Annotated in this window: 11 protein-coding genes; 6 read left to right on the top strand and 5 right to left on the bottom strand. The window is 66.1% G+C overall.

Features of this window, described 5'->3' with window-relative positions; genetic code table 11:
• The first annotated feature begins 114 nt into the window (after positions 1-114).
• Positions 115-3,645 (top strand): DUF8508 domain-containing protein, encoded by a 3,531-nt coding sequence (locus L879_RS22490; protein WP_051434958.1) that lies wholly within the window; start codon positions 115-117, stop codon positions 3,643-3,645.
• Between the two features lie 257 nt (positions 3,646-3,902).
• On the top strand, positions 3,903-4,187 hold the full coding sequence (locus L879_RS0101485; protein WP_027314557.1) for a hypothetical protein: 285 nt from the start codon (positions 3,903-3,905) through the stop codon (positions 4,185-4,187).
• 16 nt (positions 4,188-4,203) lie between these two features.
• Here the strand turns inward: L879_RS0101485 and L879_RS0101480 are convergent, their stop codons facing one another.
• The gene (locus L879_RS0101480; protein WP_027314556.1) at positions 4,204-4,992 is read right to left on the bottom strand and encodes a class II glutamine amidotransferase; all 789 of its coding nucleotides are present in this window, start codon (positions 4,990-4,992) and stop codon (positions 4,204-4,206) included.
• A gap of 175 nt (positions 4,993-5,167) precedes the next feature.
• On the opposite strand from L879_RS0101480, the gene L879_RS0101475 reads away from it, so the two are divergent.
• Positions 5,168-6,574, top strand: coding sequence for a sodium:proton antiporter (locus L879_RS0101475; protein WP_027314555.1), 1,407 nt, complete (start codon positions 5,168-5,170; stop codon positions 6,572-6,574).
• Positions 6,575-6,586: 12 nt separating this feature from the next.
• On the opposite strand, the gene L879_RS0101470 is transcribed toward L879_RS0101475, so the two are convergent.
• From L879_RS0101470 to L879_RS0101455, 4 genes are all read right to left on the bottom strand, one after another.
• Positions 6,587-7,681 (bottom strand): NAD(P)/FAD-dependent oxidoreductase, encoded by a 1,095-nt coding sequence (locus L879_RS0101470; RefSeq protein ID WP_027314554.1) that lies wholly within the window; start codon positions 7,679-7,681, stop codon positions 6,587-6,589.
• Between the two features lie 26 nt (positions 7,682-7,707).
• Positions 7,708-8,763: an ABC transporter ATP-binding protein gene (locus tag L879_RS0101465; RefSeq protein ID WP_027314553.1), complete on the bottom strand. Its 1,056-nt coding sequence runs from the start codon at positions 8,761-8,763 to the stop codon at positions 7,708-7,710.
• Positions 8,764-8,902: 139 nt separating this feature from the next.
• Positions 8,903-10,354, bottom strand: coding sequence for an FAD-binding oxidoreductase (locus tag L879_RS0101460; RefSeq protein ID WP_027314552.1), 1,452 nt, complete (start codon positions 10,352-10,354; stop codon positions 8,903-8,905).
• 73 nt (positions 10,355-10,427) lie between these two features.
• Entirely contained in the window at positions 10,428-12,038 is a 1,611-nt protein-coding gene (locus L879_RS0101455) for a phosphoenolpyruvate carboxykinase (protein WP_027314551.1), read from the bottom strand.
• A 565-nt stretch (positions 12,039-12,603) separates the two neighbouring features.
• On the opposite strand from L879_RS0101455, the gene L879_RS0101450 reads away from it, so the two are divergent.
• From L879_RS0101450 to L879_RS0101440, 3 genes are all read left to right on the top strand, one after another.
• Positions 12,604-13,305: a response regulator transcription factor gene (locus tag L879_RS0101450; RefSeq protein ID WP_027314550.1), complete on the top strand. Its 702-nt coding sequence runs from the start codon at positions 12,604-12,606 to the stop codon at positions 13,303-13,305.
• Positions 13,306-13,383: 78 nt separating this feature from the next.
• Positions 13,384-15,237 (top strand): sensor histidine kinase, encoded by a 1,854-nt coding sequence (locus tag L879_RS0101445; protein WP_027314549.1) that lies wholly within the window; start codon positions 13,384-13,386, stop codon positions 15,235-15,237.
• Positions 15,234-15,689 carry an HPr kinase/phosphorylase gene (locus L879_RS0101440; RefSeq protein ID WP_027314548.1) on the top strand — a complete coding sequence of 152 codons (456 nt, stop codon included), beginning with the start codon at positions 15,234-15,236 and terminating at the stop codon, positions 15,687-15,689. The genes L879_RS0101445 and L879_RS0101440 overlap by 4 nt, the downstream gene beginning before the upstream one ends.
• The last annotated feature ends 65 nt before the right edge of the window (positions 15,690-15,754 follow it).

Raw genomic sequence — 15,754 nt, 5'->3', positions numbered from 1 at the left:
GCCTTTCATAAGGCTGTCACATGCCTCGCCTAGGACTTGCGTCTCTTAATAATACATCGTTTCATGGCTAACTGCCTTCCGGCAGGGGCCTGAAACGACACGCGAGGACCCATCATGGCGAATGTCTGGATCAACGAGTTTCACTACGACAACGGCGGCACAAACGATCTGAACGAGTTCATCGAGATCGCCGGCCGCGCCGGGACCGACCTTACCGGCTGGAAGATCCAGCTCTACAACGGCTCGAACAACGGCCTCTATGCGAGCGGCCCCGAGATCGCCCTTTCGGGAACCATTGCGGACGCGACCGGCAACGGCTTCGGCTTCATCAGCGTCGATGCGGTAGGCCTCCAGAACGGCGCGCCGGACGGCTTCGCTCTCGTCGATGCGGCGGGCAACGTGGTCGAGTTCTGGAGCTATGAGGGCACCATCACCGCCATCGACGGCGCGGCCGCCGGAATGACCAGCAAGGATGTGGGCGTCCTCGAGAACGGAACGGGCTCGGCCACGGGCTCGATCCAGCGCCAGGGCACGGGCTACGATTCGACCGGCTTCACCTCCTGGGCGGTCTTCAGCGCCGACAACACGGCGACGCGCAACGGCGTCAATACGGGCCAGACCTTCGCCGACCCGCCGGCGGGCCAGACGCTCTCCATCGCGGCCGATGCGGCCACCAAGGCCGAGGGGAACGACGGCATCACAACCTTCACCTTCACGGTCACGCGCGCCAATCCGGCGGAAGACGTCACGGTCGACTGGAGCCTCGGCGGCCTCGGCGCGGCGGGCTGGGCCTCCGAGGACGATTTCGCGGGCGCCCTCAACGGAACCCTCACCTTCTCCGCCGGGCAAACGACGCAGCAGATCAGCATCTCCGTCAAGGGCGACACGGCCTATGAGGCGAGCGAGCGGTTCTCCGTCCTTCTCTCAAATGCCTCCACGGGCGTCACGATCGCGCAGGGTTCGGCCACCAGCACCATCGCGAATGACGATCCGATCGCCATTTACGAGATCCAGGGCCACGGCCACACCTCCGCTTACGCCAACAAGGACCCCGTCACGACGCGCGGCGTGATCACCGGCATCCAGATGACCGGCACCACCCGCGGCTTCTATATCCAGGACGTGAACGGCGACGGGGACGCCACTACCTCCGACGCCATCTTCGTGTTCCGCGGCTCCAACTGGACGCCGAATGTCGAGGTCGGCGACATGGTCTCCGTTTCCGGCGTCGTGACGGAATACAAGCCTGCGGATTCCACGGCCCTCACGCTGACGCAGTTCGGCTCCAGCGCCACCGTCTCCGTTCTCTCCAAGGGCCATGAATTGCCGGAGGCAGTCGTCATCGGACCGAACGGGATCAGGCCGCCCACCGGCGACCTGGAGGCCGCCAAGGCCTTCTACGAAGCCCTCGAGGGGATGCGCGTGACCGTCGAGCCGACCCGCGTCGTCGGCGCGACGAACAATTACGGCGAGATCTACGCGGTCATCGAGGGTGCCTATGACGCATCGAGCCTCAACGGGCGCGGCGGCCTGTCGGCCACATCGAGCGACTTCAACCCCGAGCGCATCCAGTTCGACAATATCCGCGATTCGCTCAGCATGCCGATGGTGGATGTGGGAGCGCGGCTCGGCGCAACGACCGGCATCATGTCCTACGGCTTCGGGAGTTATGAGGTGCTGATCGGCTCCACGCCCGTGGTGACGGCGCAATCGACCCTTCAGGCGGAAACGACGAATGTCACGGCCTGGAACGATTTCTTCCTTTCGTTCGGCAACTACAACGTCGAGAACCTCGACATCAATGACGACGACGGCGACGCGGACGTGGACAGCGGCCACTTCGCCAAGCTCGCGCAACAGATCGTCAAGAACATGGGCTCGCCCCATGTGCTGGCCCTGCAGGAGGTTCAGGACGACAGCGGTTCGGTGAACAACGGCACCGTCTCCGCGGACAAGACCCTGCAGAAGCTGGTCGACGAGATCGTGAAGGCGGGCGGGCCGCGCTACAAGTTCGCCTATCTCAACCCCGAGGACGGCAAGGACGGCGGGCAGACCGGCGGCAACATCCGCCAGGCCTTCCTCTACAACGACGACGTAGTCGACCTCGTCGAGGGCTCGCTCCAGCGCATCGTCGATCCGGACCCGCTCGTCAACGACGCTTTCGAATCCAGCCGTAAGCCTCTCGTCGCCAAGTTCATGTTCAACGGCGAGGTCTATACCTTCATCAACAACCACCTGAACTCGAAGGGCGGCGACGATCCGATCTTCGGCTCCAACAACCCGCCCAACCTCGTTTCGGAACTGCAGCGGATGGAGCAGACGAAGCTCATCAACGCCTATGTGGATGCGCTGCTCGCCGCCGACCCCAATGCCAATGTGGCGGTGCTGGGCGATCTCAACGACTTCTCGTGGAGCAACCCGCTGAGAATCCTCGACGGAACCTACGAAGGCGGCCAGCAGGTGCTCTGGAACATGGCCGAGGATTTCATCGCCAATCCGCTGGACCGCACCGATTACGTTTATGAAGGCAATTCCCAGTCCCTCGATCACATCTATGTTTCGGCCGCGATGCGGGCACGGATGGAGGCCTTCGACATCGTGCGCATCAACTCCGAGTTCGATGTGACGGAGCGCGCCAGCGACCACGATGCGCTGGTGGCCCGCTCCACCTTCCGCGTGGTTCGCGCGACCGAGCTGAATCCTCAGGCGTTCGGCAGCGAGGCCAGCGATGCGCTGATCGGCAGCAGCAGAGGCGATGCGCTGCGCGCCGGCGGGGGTCGCGACTACCTGCAGGGCGATGCGGGCGACGATCTGCTCTTCGGCGGCGCGGGCGCGGACGGCCTCTTCGGCGGCAGCGGCAGCGACTGGGCTTCCTATCTCGGCGCCGCGTCAGGGGTCACGGCCAGCCTCGCCGCTCCCGGCGGCAACCAGGGCGAGGCTGCCGGCGACAGCTACAACTCCATCGAGAACCTGTGGGGCTCGGGCTTTGCCGACGTTCTCACCGGGAACGCGGAGGCCAACATCATCGACGGCGACGCCGGCGCGGACCTGCTGCAGGGCAATGGCGGCAACGACACCTACCGGGTCGACAACGCTCTCGACAGGATCGTCGAGGCCGCAGGCGGCGGCAGGGACACGGTGGAGACGTCGGTGAGCTTCACCCTGGCCTCGAGCGTCGAGATCGAGGTGCTGACAGCCACGGGCGCAGGCAGCATCATGCTCGCCGGCAACGGCTACGCCAATGCGATTACCGGCAACGGCGGCGCCAACAGGATCTCCGGCGGGCTCGGCAACGACGCGCTCGCAGGCGGATCGGGCAAGGACATCTTCGTGTTCGACACGAAGCCGAACAAGAGCGCCAACGTGGACAAGGTGCTGGACTTCAAGAGCAAGGATGACAGTTTCTTCCTTGACGACAAGGTCTTCACCAAGCTGGGCAAGGGCTCGTCCAAGGGCGTGAAGCTCGCCTCCAAGATGTTCGTGGAAGGCACGAAGGCCAAGGATGCGGACGACCGGATCGTCTATGACCGCAAGACCGGGTCCCTCTATTACGATGCCGACGGCACCGGAAAGAGCGCCCAGGTGAAGATCGCGACCCTGGCGAACAAGGAAAAGCTCTTCTATCACGACTTCTTCGTCGTCTGATCCAGAGCGAAGAACCCAAATCCGTGCCGCCCGGCGAGAGCCGAGGCGGCACGTTTCGGTTCTCGGGCCGGACGATGGAGCCGCGCCAACGATGGGTTAACATCTGCGCCCTTATCATCTCACCCCAGAAAAGCCACATCGGCCGTGATGGAATCCGTCCCGATGCATCGCGCCGCTCTTTGCTTCGGCATGAGAACGACGGAAGGGCTGCGCGTGCCGGTCCCGATCACGACCATCGATCATGTCAGGAGCTGGCCATGAGTGAGGAATCGGAGAGCGTCGCCAACCGTCTCTGGCGCGACCGCGCGCAGCTGCGCGAGCAGGAGCGGAACGAAGCCCTGGCGCGCCTGCGCATCGCCGAGGAGAAGGTGGCGATCCTGATGGCGGAGAACGAGAGGCTCGCAGCCGAGAACGCGCGCCTGCGCATGCTCCATACGCCGGATGCGCATTCCGCCCGGACCGAGACCGAATTGCAGATGGAGGCGCTCAAAGGGGCGCTCATGCCCCTGCTCGCCCAGCAGTCCGGCCGGCTGAACGCCTGAGGCCTCTCCGGGGCGCTCAGGCCGCCAGGCAGCCCATGGCCTGGTTCAGGCATTCCACCCTGACGTTGCCCTTCTCCGCCGCGAGGCAGCAGCCCTTGGGCACCTCGCGCCAGCCCCGCGTCTTGTCGTCGATGGGCTCGGAGACCACGAGCAGGTTGCCGTTGTCCTCGCGGAAATAGAGGGTCGGCGGACGGGCGTCGCAGGCCCAGCGATAGGCCCAGAGGCTCTCGCCGTCGGTGAAGGCGGCGGTGAAGCGCAGGGCTTCCTGGATTCCGGCCTCGTCCATGAGACCGCGCACGGTCTTCAGGGTCCGCGCCATGGCCATGACGGGCTCTTCGGACAGCCCGTTGGCAAGGGCGACCAGGAAGATCGCCTCCGAGTCGGTGGTGCCGAGACGGCGGTCGTAGAGCTCGTCGGGAATGAGCGCCTCGAGGCGGCGCTTGATGCGCCCGTAGCCGCCGATCTGGCCGTTATGCATGAAGAGATAGCGGCCATGGGCGAAGGGGTGGCAGTTGGCCCGCGTGGTCGAGGTGCCGGTCGAGGCGCGCACATGGGCGAAGAACAGCCGCGAGCGCACCTGCTCGCACAGGCTGCGCAGGTTCTCGTCGGACCAGGCGGGACGGACCTCCCGATAGACGCCCGGCTCCTCGCGCTCGCCGTACCAGCCGATGCCGAAACCGTCTCCGTTCGTCTCGGTCTTGGCCTCGACCGCATGCAGCGACTGGTGGACCAGCGAATGGGCCGGGGCGCAGACGAGTTCGTCGAGGAAGATCGGCTCTCCCTGATAGGCGAGAAAGCGGCACATCGGTTGGGCAACCCCTTGGCGCGGCAAGCTTTGTAACGATGTTGTACTATCTTTGTCTTATCGTGAACAGGCGGTTAACGCCAAGCCGTTGCGGCCTTCGACCCGTTCCCATAAAGCTATCTCCCATCATCGAAGAACAAGCTGGCCCAAACGGCCTTCCGGGGGAGCCGAACGCATGCCTCGCCTTTCGCATCTGGCGCTGACCGCCGCCCTGACCCTTGCGCCCCAGGTTGTCCTTGCGGCGGAGCTCGATGGGGCGAGCCTCGGATTCGTCTGGGCGCTGCCTTTCGCGGGTATCCTGCTCTCCATAGCCCTCTTCCCGCTGCTGGCCCCTCATTTCTGGGAGCATCACCAAGGCAAGATCGCGGCCCTCTGGGGGCTCCTGGTTCTGATCCCCATGGCCGTCGCGGCAGGCCCGATGGCAGCCGTTCACGCCCTCGCCCACACGGCCTTCCTGGAATACATCCCGTTCATTTTGCTCCTGCTCGCCCTCTTCACGGTGGCGGGCGGCATCCTGGTGCGGGGCAACATCCACGGCGCGCCGGGCACCAACACCATCCTGCTCGCCATCGGCACGGTGCTCGCGAGCTTCATCGGCACCACGGGCGCCTCCATGGTGATGATCCGCCCGATCATGCGGGCGAACGACGACCGGCGGCACAACGTGCACGTGATCGTGTTCTTCATCTTCCTGGTGTCGAACATCGGCGGCTCGCTCACGCCCCTGGGCGACCCGCCGCTCTTTCTCGGCTTCCTGCGCGGCGTCGACTTCTTCTGGACGACCACGCATCTCTTTCCCGAAACCCTCTTCGCCTGCAGTCTCCTGCTGGCGCTCTTCTTCGTCATCGACATGGCGATCTACCGCAGGGAAGGCCGCATGCGGCCCGATCCGACGCCGGACAATCCGGTGCGCCTCGTCGGCGGCGTCAACTTCCTGCTGATCCTGGCGATCATCGGCGCGATCCTCATGAGCGCGACGGTGGATCTGGGCCGCGTCACCGTGCTCGGCACCGAGATCGAGCTCGCCAATGCCCTGCGCGACCTCATCATGATTGCGGTCACCGTCCTCTCGCTCGCCATGACACCGAAGGCGAACCGCGCGGAGAACGGCTTCTCCTGGGGACCGATCAAGGAAGTGGCGAAACTCTTCGCAGGCATCTTCATCGCCATCATCCCGGTGCTCGCCATGCTGAAGGCCGGAGCGGACGGCGCTTTCGCGCCGCTCGTCGCGCTCGTGTCGAACCCGGACGGCAGCGCCAACAACGCCGCCTATTTCTGGCTGACCGGAGGCCTGTCCTCGTTCCTCGACAACGCGCCGACCTATCTCGTCTTCTTCGAGCTCGCCGGCGGCGATCCGCAGCAGCTGATGACCGGCGGGGCCCTGACGCTCGCGGCGATCTCGGCGGGCGCCGTGTTCATGGGCGCGAACTCCTATATCGGCAACGCGCCCAACTTCATGGTCTATGCCATCGCCCGCGAAGGCGGCGTGAAGATGCCGAGCTTCTTCGGCTACCTGCTCTGGTCGGGCGGCATCCTGATCCCGACCTTCCTGCTCGTGACCCTGCTTTTCTTCAGGGGGTGAGCAAACCCGACGTCAAGCGCTGAGCCTGTCCGCCACGTCCTCTGCGAGCGAAAGGCACGCGGTGAGCCCCGGGCTCTCGATGCCGAAGAGATGGACGAGGCCGGGCAGGCCATGCTCCGCCGGGCCGTCGATCATGAAATCCGCCGTCTTCTCCCCCGGCCCGGTGAGCTTCGGCCGGATGCCGGCATAATCGGGAACCAAGGCGCCGTCGGGCAGCCCCGGCCAGTAGCGGCGGATGGAGGCGTAGAAGCTCTCCGCGCGGCGCGGATCGACCTCGTAATCCTCGCGCTCGACCCATTCGACGTCGGGCCCGAAGCGCATGCGGCCGGAGAGATCGAGGGTCACATGCGTTCCCAGCCCGCCATCGACGGGCGCAGGATAGATGAGGCGCGAGAAGGCGGGCTTGCCGAGGCAGCCGAAGTAATTGCCCTTGGCGAGCACGCGCGGCGGCACGCGCCCGGGCGGGTAATCGTCCGTCGCGCGGGCGAGCGCCTGGGCCCCGAGGCCCGCCGCGTTCACCACCGCATCGACGCCGAGTTCGCCAGGCTCCGCGCCGTCGACCTCGACGCGCCAGGACGCGCCCTCCCGCGCCATGCGCTCGACGGGCGCATGGAAGGCGATGACGCCGCCCGCATTCTCCAGGTCGCCCTGAAGCGCCAGCATAAGCGCGTGGCTGTCGACGATGCCGGTCTCCCGCGACAGCACAGCGCCGGTGCAGGACAGGTTCGGCTCCAGCGCCCGCGCCTCCTCGCCGCTCAGGAGGGACAGCCCCTCCACGCCGTTTTCGAGGCCCTGCGCGTAGATGCCCTCGATCTTGGCCTGTTCGAGATCGTTCGTCGCCACGATGAGCTTGCCGCATTTCTTAAGCGGCACGCCGTGGCTCTCGCAGAAGGCGTAGAGCATGCGGCGCCCGCCGACGCAGTGGCACGCGCGAAGGGAGTTTTCCGGATAGTACATGCCCGCATGGATCACCTCGCTGTTGCGCGAGGAGATTCCGTTGCCGATGCCTCCGGTGGCCTCGGCGAGGATCACGCCGTGACCGCGAAGGGCGAGGGCGCGCGCAACGGCAAGCCCGACCACGCCCGCTCCGATGACGAGGACGTCCATGGCCGTGTCGACCGCTCGGCGTCGCCTCAAAGGCGCTGGCCGGTCTGCTCGTCGAAAAGGTGAACGAGGCGCGGATCGGGGGTGAGGCGGATCTGCTGGCCCGGGCGGGCGTCGATGCGCTCGCGGAACACGCCCACCACATCGGCGCCGCCGAGCCTGGCGAAGACCTGGGTTTCCGAGCCCGTCGGCTCGACCACGGCGACCTCCGCCGGCAGGCCGTTGGTTTCATCCAGCATGAAATGCTCAGGCCGGATGCCGTAGACGACCGGCCGCCCGTCCGACGCCTCCGGCGCATGGGCGACGGGAAGCGCGGTGCCATCCCCGGCGATGAAGCGCCCGCCCTGGAGACGGCCCTTGAGGAAGTTCATGGCGGGCGAGCCGATGAAGCCCGCGACGAAGAGATTGGCCGGGCGGTCGTAGAGCTCGAGCGGCGCGCCGATCTGCTCGACCACGCCGTCATGCATCACCACGATCTTGTCGGCCATGGTCAGGGCCTCGATCTGGTCGTGGGTCACGTAGATCGTGGTCGTCCTGAGCCGCTGGTGGAGGGCCTTGATCTCCGTGCGCATCTGCACGCGCAGCTTGGCGTCGAGATTGGAGAGCGGCTCGTCGAACAGGAAGACCTGCGGATCGCGCACGATGGCGCGGCCCATGGCCACGCGCTGGCGCTGGCCGCCGGAGAGCTGGCGCGGATAGCGGTCGAGGAGCTTGGAGAGCCCGAGGATTTCGGCGGCGCGGTCCACGCGCGCCTTGATCTCGGCCTTGGGCGCGCGCTTGAGCTTGAGCGAGAAGGCCATGTTGTCGGCCACCGTCATGTGCGGGTAGAGCGCGTAGTTCTGGAACACCATGGCGATGTCGCGCTCCTTCGGCGGCACGCCGTTGACCACCCGCGGGCCGATCCGCAATTCGCCGCCGGAAATGTCTTCCAGCCCCGCGATCATGCGCAGCAACGTGGACTTGCCGCAGCCGGACGGGCCGACGAGGGTGACGAACTCCCCGTCCTGAATGTCGATGGACACATCCTGGATGACCGATACCGGTCCGAAGTTCTTGCGGATGTTGCGAATCTCGACCGAGGCCACTGGGCTTCCTTCCTCTTCAGGGATGTATTGACCGGCATTCGCCGGTTTCCCTTTCCGGCAGCGCCATCGTAGGCACGGGGGCGGGCGGGTCAAGGCAGGCGGCCCCCTGCGCCGCGCCTTCCCGACAGCTGTTTCGGGGTCACTGCGCGACAGGCAGGGAAGGCGGCGCGTCCGCGCCCAGCGCCACGACCTTGCCGGGGTTCAGGATGTTCTGTGGATCGAGCGCTACTTTAAGCGTTTTCATCAGCTCCAGGGCGACCGGATCCTTGTAGCGGGCCAGCTCGTCGCGTTTGATGAGGCCGACCCCGTGCTCGGCGGCGATCGAGCCGTTCATGCCGTGCACGATGTCGTGGACGATCCGGTTGAACCGTTTCCACTGGGCGAGGAACGCCGCCTTGTCCATGCCGACGGGCTGGCTCAGGTTGAAATGGATGTTGCCGTCACCGAAATGGCCGAAGGCGCAGACGCGCACGCCGGGCAGCGCCTGCTCGCAGGCCGCGCTCGCGGCGACGATGAAATCCGCGATCCTGGACACGGGAACGGCGACGTCGTGCTTGATCGACCCGCCCTCGATCCTCTGCACGTGCGGCAGGCTCTCGCGCAGGTGCCAGAGCGCGGCGTTCCGGGCCTCGCTCGCGGCGATGGACGCATCCTCGACGATCCCGGCCTCCAGGGCCGATCCCAGCACCCTCTCCAGGCGCTTGGAGAGGTCGATCTCGGGATCGGGCGAGGACAGCTCGATCAGGGCATAGGCGGCATGATCGCCCGCAAGCGGGCGGACCGCCCCCGCCGCGTGCTTGAGGACGATCTCCAGGGCGAAGCGCGGCATGTACTCGAAGGCCGTGAGCTGGTCGCCCGTTTGCCGGCGCAGGCTCTCGAAGAGGGCGAGCGCCGCATGCGGAGAAGCGCAGCCCGCGAAGGCGACGGCGCGGGCCTTGGGCCGCGGGAAGAGCTTCAGCACCGCGGCCGTGACGATCCCGAGGGTTCCTTCCGACCCGATGAAGAGGTTCTTCAGGTCATAGCCCTCGTTGTCCTTGCGCAGCCCTTTGAGCCCGTTCCAGATCCGCCCGTCGGCGAGCACGACTTCGAGCCCGAGGACGAGATCGCGCATGTTGCCGTAGCGCAGCACGGCGGTGCCGCCCGCATTGGAGGCGATGTTGCCGCCGATCCGGCAGGAGCCCTCGGAGGCCAGGGACAGGGGGAAGAGGCAATCGACCTTCTCCGCCTCGTCCTGCACCGTCTTCAGGATGCACCCGGCCTCGGCGGTGATGGTGGCGTTGAACGCATCGACCTCGCGGATCCGGTCGAGCCGGGCGAGCGACAGGACAATCCCCTTGTGCGGCACGCCGCCGCCCACCAGCCCCGTGTTCCCGCCCTGCGGCACGACGGCCACATGCGCCTTGGCGCATGCACGGACCGCGAAGGCGACGTCCTCCGTGCTGCCGGGGCGCAGGACGGCCATGGCCGCGCCGCGATAGAGCTTTCTCTCCTCGGTGAGATAGCTCTCCATGGCGGCGGGATCGCGGATGACGTGACCGCTTCCCAGGCGCGCGGACAAAAGATCCAAGAGGGCGAGGTCGGTGTCGGTCATCGGGAGCCTGACATGGAAAAGGCGGCCATGGGCCGCCTTTTACACGATTTCAGGTGAGAGATAACCTGACCTCTCAGGCCGCCACCGACATCTGCGGGGCCGCGGAGCGCACGTCGGAATCCACGTGGCTCTCGAATCGCTTGAAGTTCTCGTTGAACATGTCGATGAGGCGCTTGGCCGTCTCGGCGAACTCCGCCTTGTTCTGCCAGGTCTTCACCGGATACAGGATGTGCGGCTCGACGCCGGGCACCGAGGTCGGGACCGCGAATCCGAAATAGGGATCGCGGCGGAAATCCGCCTTGGAGAGCGATCCGTCCAAGGCCGCCGTGAGCAGGCGGCGGGTGACGCGGATCGGCATGCGGCGGCCGACGCCGTACTTGCCGCCGGTCCAGCCCGTGTTGACGAGCCAGCAATCCACATGGTGCTTGGCGATGAGGTCGCGCAGCAGGTTGCCGTAGACGGACGGGTGACGCGGCATGAAGGGCGCGCCGAAGCAGGTCGAGAAGGTGGCCTCCGGGTCCTTCACGCCCTTCTCCGTGCCCGCCACCTTCGCGGTGTAGCCGGAGAGGAAGTGATACATGGCTTCCGCAGGCGTCAGCTTCGCGATGGGAGGCAGCACGCCGAAGGCGTCGCAGGTCAGCATCACGATGTTCTTCGGAATGCCCGCCCGGCCCGTCGGGCTCGCATTGGGGATGAAGTCGAGCGGATAGGCGCAGCGCGTGTTCTCCGTCTTCGACGCGTCGTCGAAATCTGGGATGCGCGTGGTCGGGTCGACGGTCACGTTCTCCAGCACCGTGCCGAAGCGCTCGGTGGTGGAGAAGATCTCGGGCTCGGCCTCGCGGGAAAGGCGGATGGTCTTGGCGTAGCAGCCGCCCTCGAAGTTGAAGACGCCGTTCGGGCCCCAGCCGTGCTCATCGTCGCCGAGCAGGATGCGGTTCGGGTCGGCCGAGAGGGTGGTCTTGCCGGTGCCCGAGAGGCCGAAGAACACGGCCACGTCGCCCTCATGGCCCACATTGGCGGAGCAGTGCATGGGCATGACGTTCGAGGCGGGCAGCACGTAGTTGAGATAGGTGAAGACCGACTTCTTCATCTCGCCGGCATAGGACGTGCCGCCGATGAGCACGATCCTGCGCTTGAAGTCGCAGGCGATGACCGTCTCGCTGCGGCAGCCGTGGCGGGCGGGATCGGCCTTGAAGGAGGGCAGGTCGATGATGGTCAGGCCCGGCACGTAATCGGCGAGCTCTCCCATCTCGGGACGGATCAGGAGGTTGCGGATGAAGAGGGAGTGCCAGGCGTATTCCGTGAAGACCCGCGCCTTGACCCGGTAGGTCGGATCGGCACCGCCGTAGAGGTCCTGGGCGAACAGCTCCTTGCCCTTGGCATGGGACAGGAAATCCTCCAGGAGAGCGTCGAAATGGCCCGGAGTGATGGCGCCGTTGTTGTCCCACCAGACGGTGCTTTCCGTGGTATCGTCGCGCACCACGAACTTGTCCTTGGGCGAACGGCCCGTATGCACGCCGGTCTCGGCCAGAAGGGCGCCGCCCTTCACGAGCTTGGTTTCCCCCCGGATGAGGGACTGCTCGTAGAGCGCAGGCGCCTCGAGATTCCAGTAGATCCGTTTGAGATTGCGGAGACCGATGGCCTCAGCGCCCTGCGCGCTGTTGAAAACGCCGATATTTTCCACGGAAGACTTCTCCTGATTGCCAGTCACCGCGCAGCCGGATGTGCCGCCGTCCGATGGCCGTCACATGGGTAGGGTCAAACAAGTCAGGCCCAGCACTGCCTTGACGCCTCGCTTGAGCATAAGGACTTTCTTTAGGTCAATTGCCGGTACCGTCAACTCGGGTCGTTTCATCGCATTCTATTTTTGCAGAAGCCAGACCTCCATGAGGCCCATTCTCCCCAATTTTCAGGGTTTTGGAGAATTCTTTCGTAGGATTGACGGGGTCCCGGACGGGAAATTCGCGCGGGACAGGCTGATCGCCGCCCGGGAATCCTGCCAGAACATCAGCCCCGGAAAGGCCCGGCCTTTCCCGTCCGATCCGTCATGGACCGTTCATCTCAGGTTGAACCGGGCGCCTGTAGACACCACTTTATGGCCGATCCCGGTCGTTCCCCGAGGAAGGCCACCATCAAAATTCATATTTACGCCACGAGAAAGGCGCAGTTGGGGACGTTTTAGGGCCTCCTGCGTTGTCAGACGACCATAAAGAGCTGACAATCGTCCGTGCCAAGCTAAGGAAGAGTTCATGCCAACGATCGCCCTTGTCGATGACGATCGCAACATCCTGACCTCTGTTTCCATCGCCCTCGAGGCGGAGGGCTACCGCATCCAGACCTATACCGACGGGGCCTCGGCCCTGGACGGCCTCAAGCACGCCCCGCCGGACCTGGCCATCTTCGACATCAAGATGCCGCGCATGGACGGCATGGAGCTGCTGCGCCGCCTGCGCCAGAAGTCGGACCTGCCCGTGATCTTCCTGACCTCGAAGGACGAGGAGATCGACGAGCTGTTCGGCCTCAAGATGGGCGCCGACGACTTCATCCGGAAGCCCTTTTCCCAGCGCCTCCTGGTCGAGCGCGTGAAGGCGGTCCTGCGCCGCTTCGCCCCCAAGGACCAGACCTCGACCCCGAAGGAAACCGACGCGAAGGCCCTGGAGCGCGGCCAGCTCAAGATGGATCCCGAGCGCCATGCCTGCACCTGGAAAGGCGAGCCGGTGACCCTGACCGTCACGGAGTTCCTGATCCTCCAGGCGCTCGCCACGCGCCCGGGAGTGGTGAAAAGCCGCAACGCGCTGATGGATGCGGCCTATGACGACCAGGTCTACGTGGACGACCGGACGATCGACAGCCACATCAAGCGCCTGCGCAAGAAGTTCAAGTCGGTTGACCCGAGTTTCGAAATGATCGAGACCCTCTACGGCGTGGGCTACCGCTTCAAGGAAGCCTGACGCTTTGAAGGCGCAAGCAACCTGAAAGGACGGTCGTGACCCGGTGCCCCATTCCGGTCCGATGCGTTAGCAAGCGGCATGAAGGCTGACCCCATCCACGCCGAGACGGGCTTCGACGATGCGCCCGTCCCCCAGGGCGTCCTGGCCCGGCTGAAGCATGTCGGCCGCATGCTCGTGCAGCGCGCCTCGTCGAGCCTGACGCGCCGGATCGTGATGCTCAACCTGGCCGGGCTCGTCGCCCTGCTCGTGGGCTTCCTCTACCTCAACCAGTTCCGCGAGGGCCTCATCGAGGCCCGGGTGCAGAGCCTGCTCACGCAGGGCGAGATCATCGCCGGCGCCATCGCCAGCTCGGCGACGGTCGAGACCAACACCATCACGATCGATCCGGAAAAGCTCCTGCAGATGCAGGCCGGCGAGACCGAGCGGTTCAACGACGAATCCCTCTCCTCGCTCGAGTTCTCCATCAATCCCGAGCGCGTCGCCCCTCTCCTGCGCCGGCTGGTGACGCCCACCAAGACCCGCGCCCGGATCTTCGACCGGGACGGCATGCTGCTTCTCGATTCCCGGTCGTTCTATTCCCGCGGCGATATCCTGCGCATGGATCTTCCTCCCGTCGCCAACGTGGAGGACACCATGACCGCCATGGAGCGGACATGGAACAGCATCCGCAAGATGTTCCGGCGCACCAAGCGGCCGGTGCTGGAGGAGGCCGGGCCGATCAACGGCAAATCCCTGCCAGAGGTCCAGCAGGCCTTCACGGGCCAGCAGGCGAGCGTGGTGCGCATCAACAGCCGCGGCGAAACCATCGTGTCCGTGGCCGTGCCTGTCCAGCGGTTCCGCACGATCCAGGGCGCGCTCCTGCTCTCGACCCAGGAGGGCGACATCGACGCGATCATCGCCTCCGAGCGCTTCGCCCTGCTCCAGGTCTTCCTGGTGGCGGCCGTGGTCATGATCGTCCTGTCGCTCTTCCTGGCCGGCGCCATCGCCGGGCCGGTGCGCCGTCTGGCGGAGGCCGCCGAGCGGGTGCGCTGGGGCACCAAGTCCCGCCAGGAAATTCCCGACTTCACCAATCGCGCCGACGAGATCGGCCACCTCTCGGGCGCGCTGCGCGACATGACCGAGGCGCTCTACAACCGCATCGACGCCATCGAGAGCTTCGCGGCGGACGTGGCGCACGAGCTGAAGAACCCCCTCACCTCCCTGCGCAGCGCGGTGGAGACCCTGCCGCTCGCCCGCAGCGAAGAATCCCGCCAGCGGCTCCTGTCGATCATCCAGCACGACGTGAAGCGCCTCGACCGCCTGATCAGCGACATCTCGGACGCCTCCCGCCTCGACGCGGAGCTCGCCCGGGCCGACGCGGAGCCCGTGGACATGACCCGCCTTCTCGAGGCGGTGGTCTCCGTCGCCAACGAGCGGCGGCAGGCGAACGATCCCCTCATCGCCCTCGCCATCGAGAATGCGGGAAAGAACCGCGACGCCTTCCTGGTGCTCGGCCACGACAGCCGCCTGGGCCAGGTCCTCAACAACCTGATCGACAATGCCCGCTCCTTCTCGCCCCCCGACGAGACGGTGAAGGTCTCGATGCGCCGACGCCGCAACGAGGTGGAGATTCTGGTGGAGGACAGCGGCCCCGGCATCGAGCCGGACGCCCTCGACCGGATCTTCGAGCGCTTCTACACCGACCGGCCCGAACAGGGCTTCGGCCAGAATTCCGGCCTCGGCCTGTCCATCTCCCGCCAGATCATCGAGGCCCATCGCGGCACGATCCGGGCCGAGAACCGGCTCGGCCCGCCCGATGAAACCGGCGAGCCCAGGCGCCTCGGTGCCCGGTTCGTCATCCGCCTTCCCATCGAGGGCGCGAAGGCCAAGAAGGAGCCGGGCAAGAAGGACAAGGAACAGGCCAGGCGCGAACCGGGAAGGAGAGCGCCTTGAGCGCCCCGCAGACGATCCACGCGGGCTGCGTGCTCGTCGGCGAGGCGGGGCTCCTGATCCGGGGCGCATCGGGGTCGGGCAAGTCGACCCTCGCCCGCGAGGTGGTATCGCTGGCCCTCCGGGCGGGCCGCTTCGGGCGGCTGGTCAGCGACGACCGGACCCGGATCGAGGCGCGGCACGGACGGCTCCTGGCCCGCCCGGTCGAGCCCCTGGACGGCTGCATCGAGATCTTCGGCCTCGGAATCGTCCGCCGGCCCTTCGAGCCGGCCGCAATCATCCGCCTGGTGATCGACCTCTGCGAGGACGTGGCCCGCTACCCCGAGGACAGCGACCGGCGCATCGCGCTCTGCGGCGTCATGATCCCTCGCGTCCGGATGCAGGCCGGGGCAAGCTCCGCGGACATCGCGCTGGGTTGCCTGAGTGGTGTTTGCGACACGGTGGTGACGCTGTGATGAACTTTTCCTCTCATTGCTCTTGCGCTTGGCTTCGCGGTGCACAAAATAGCGGCTCCGCTCTC

It is taken from the genome of Microvirga flocculans ATCC BAA-817 (genome assembly GCF_000518665.1).
Classification (GTDB): Bacteria; Pseudomonadota; Alphaproteobacteria; order Rhizobiales; family Beijerinckiaceae; genus Microvirga; species Microvirga flocculans.
The sequence above is the reverse complement of the archived record's forward strand: the minus strand, read 5'-3'. Positions and strand labels throughout refer to the sequence as shown.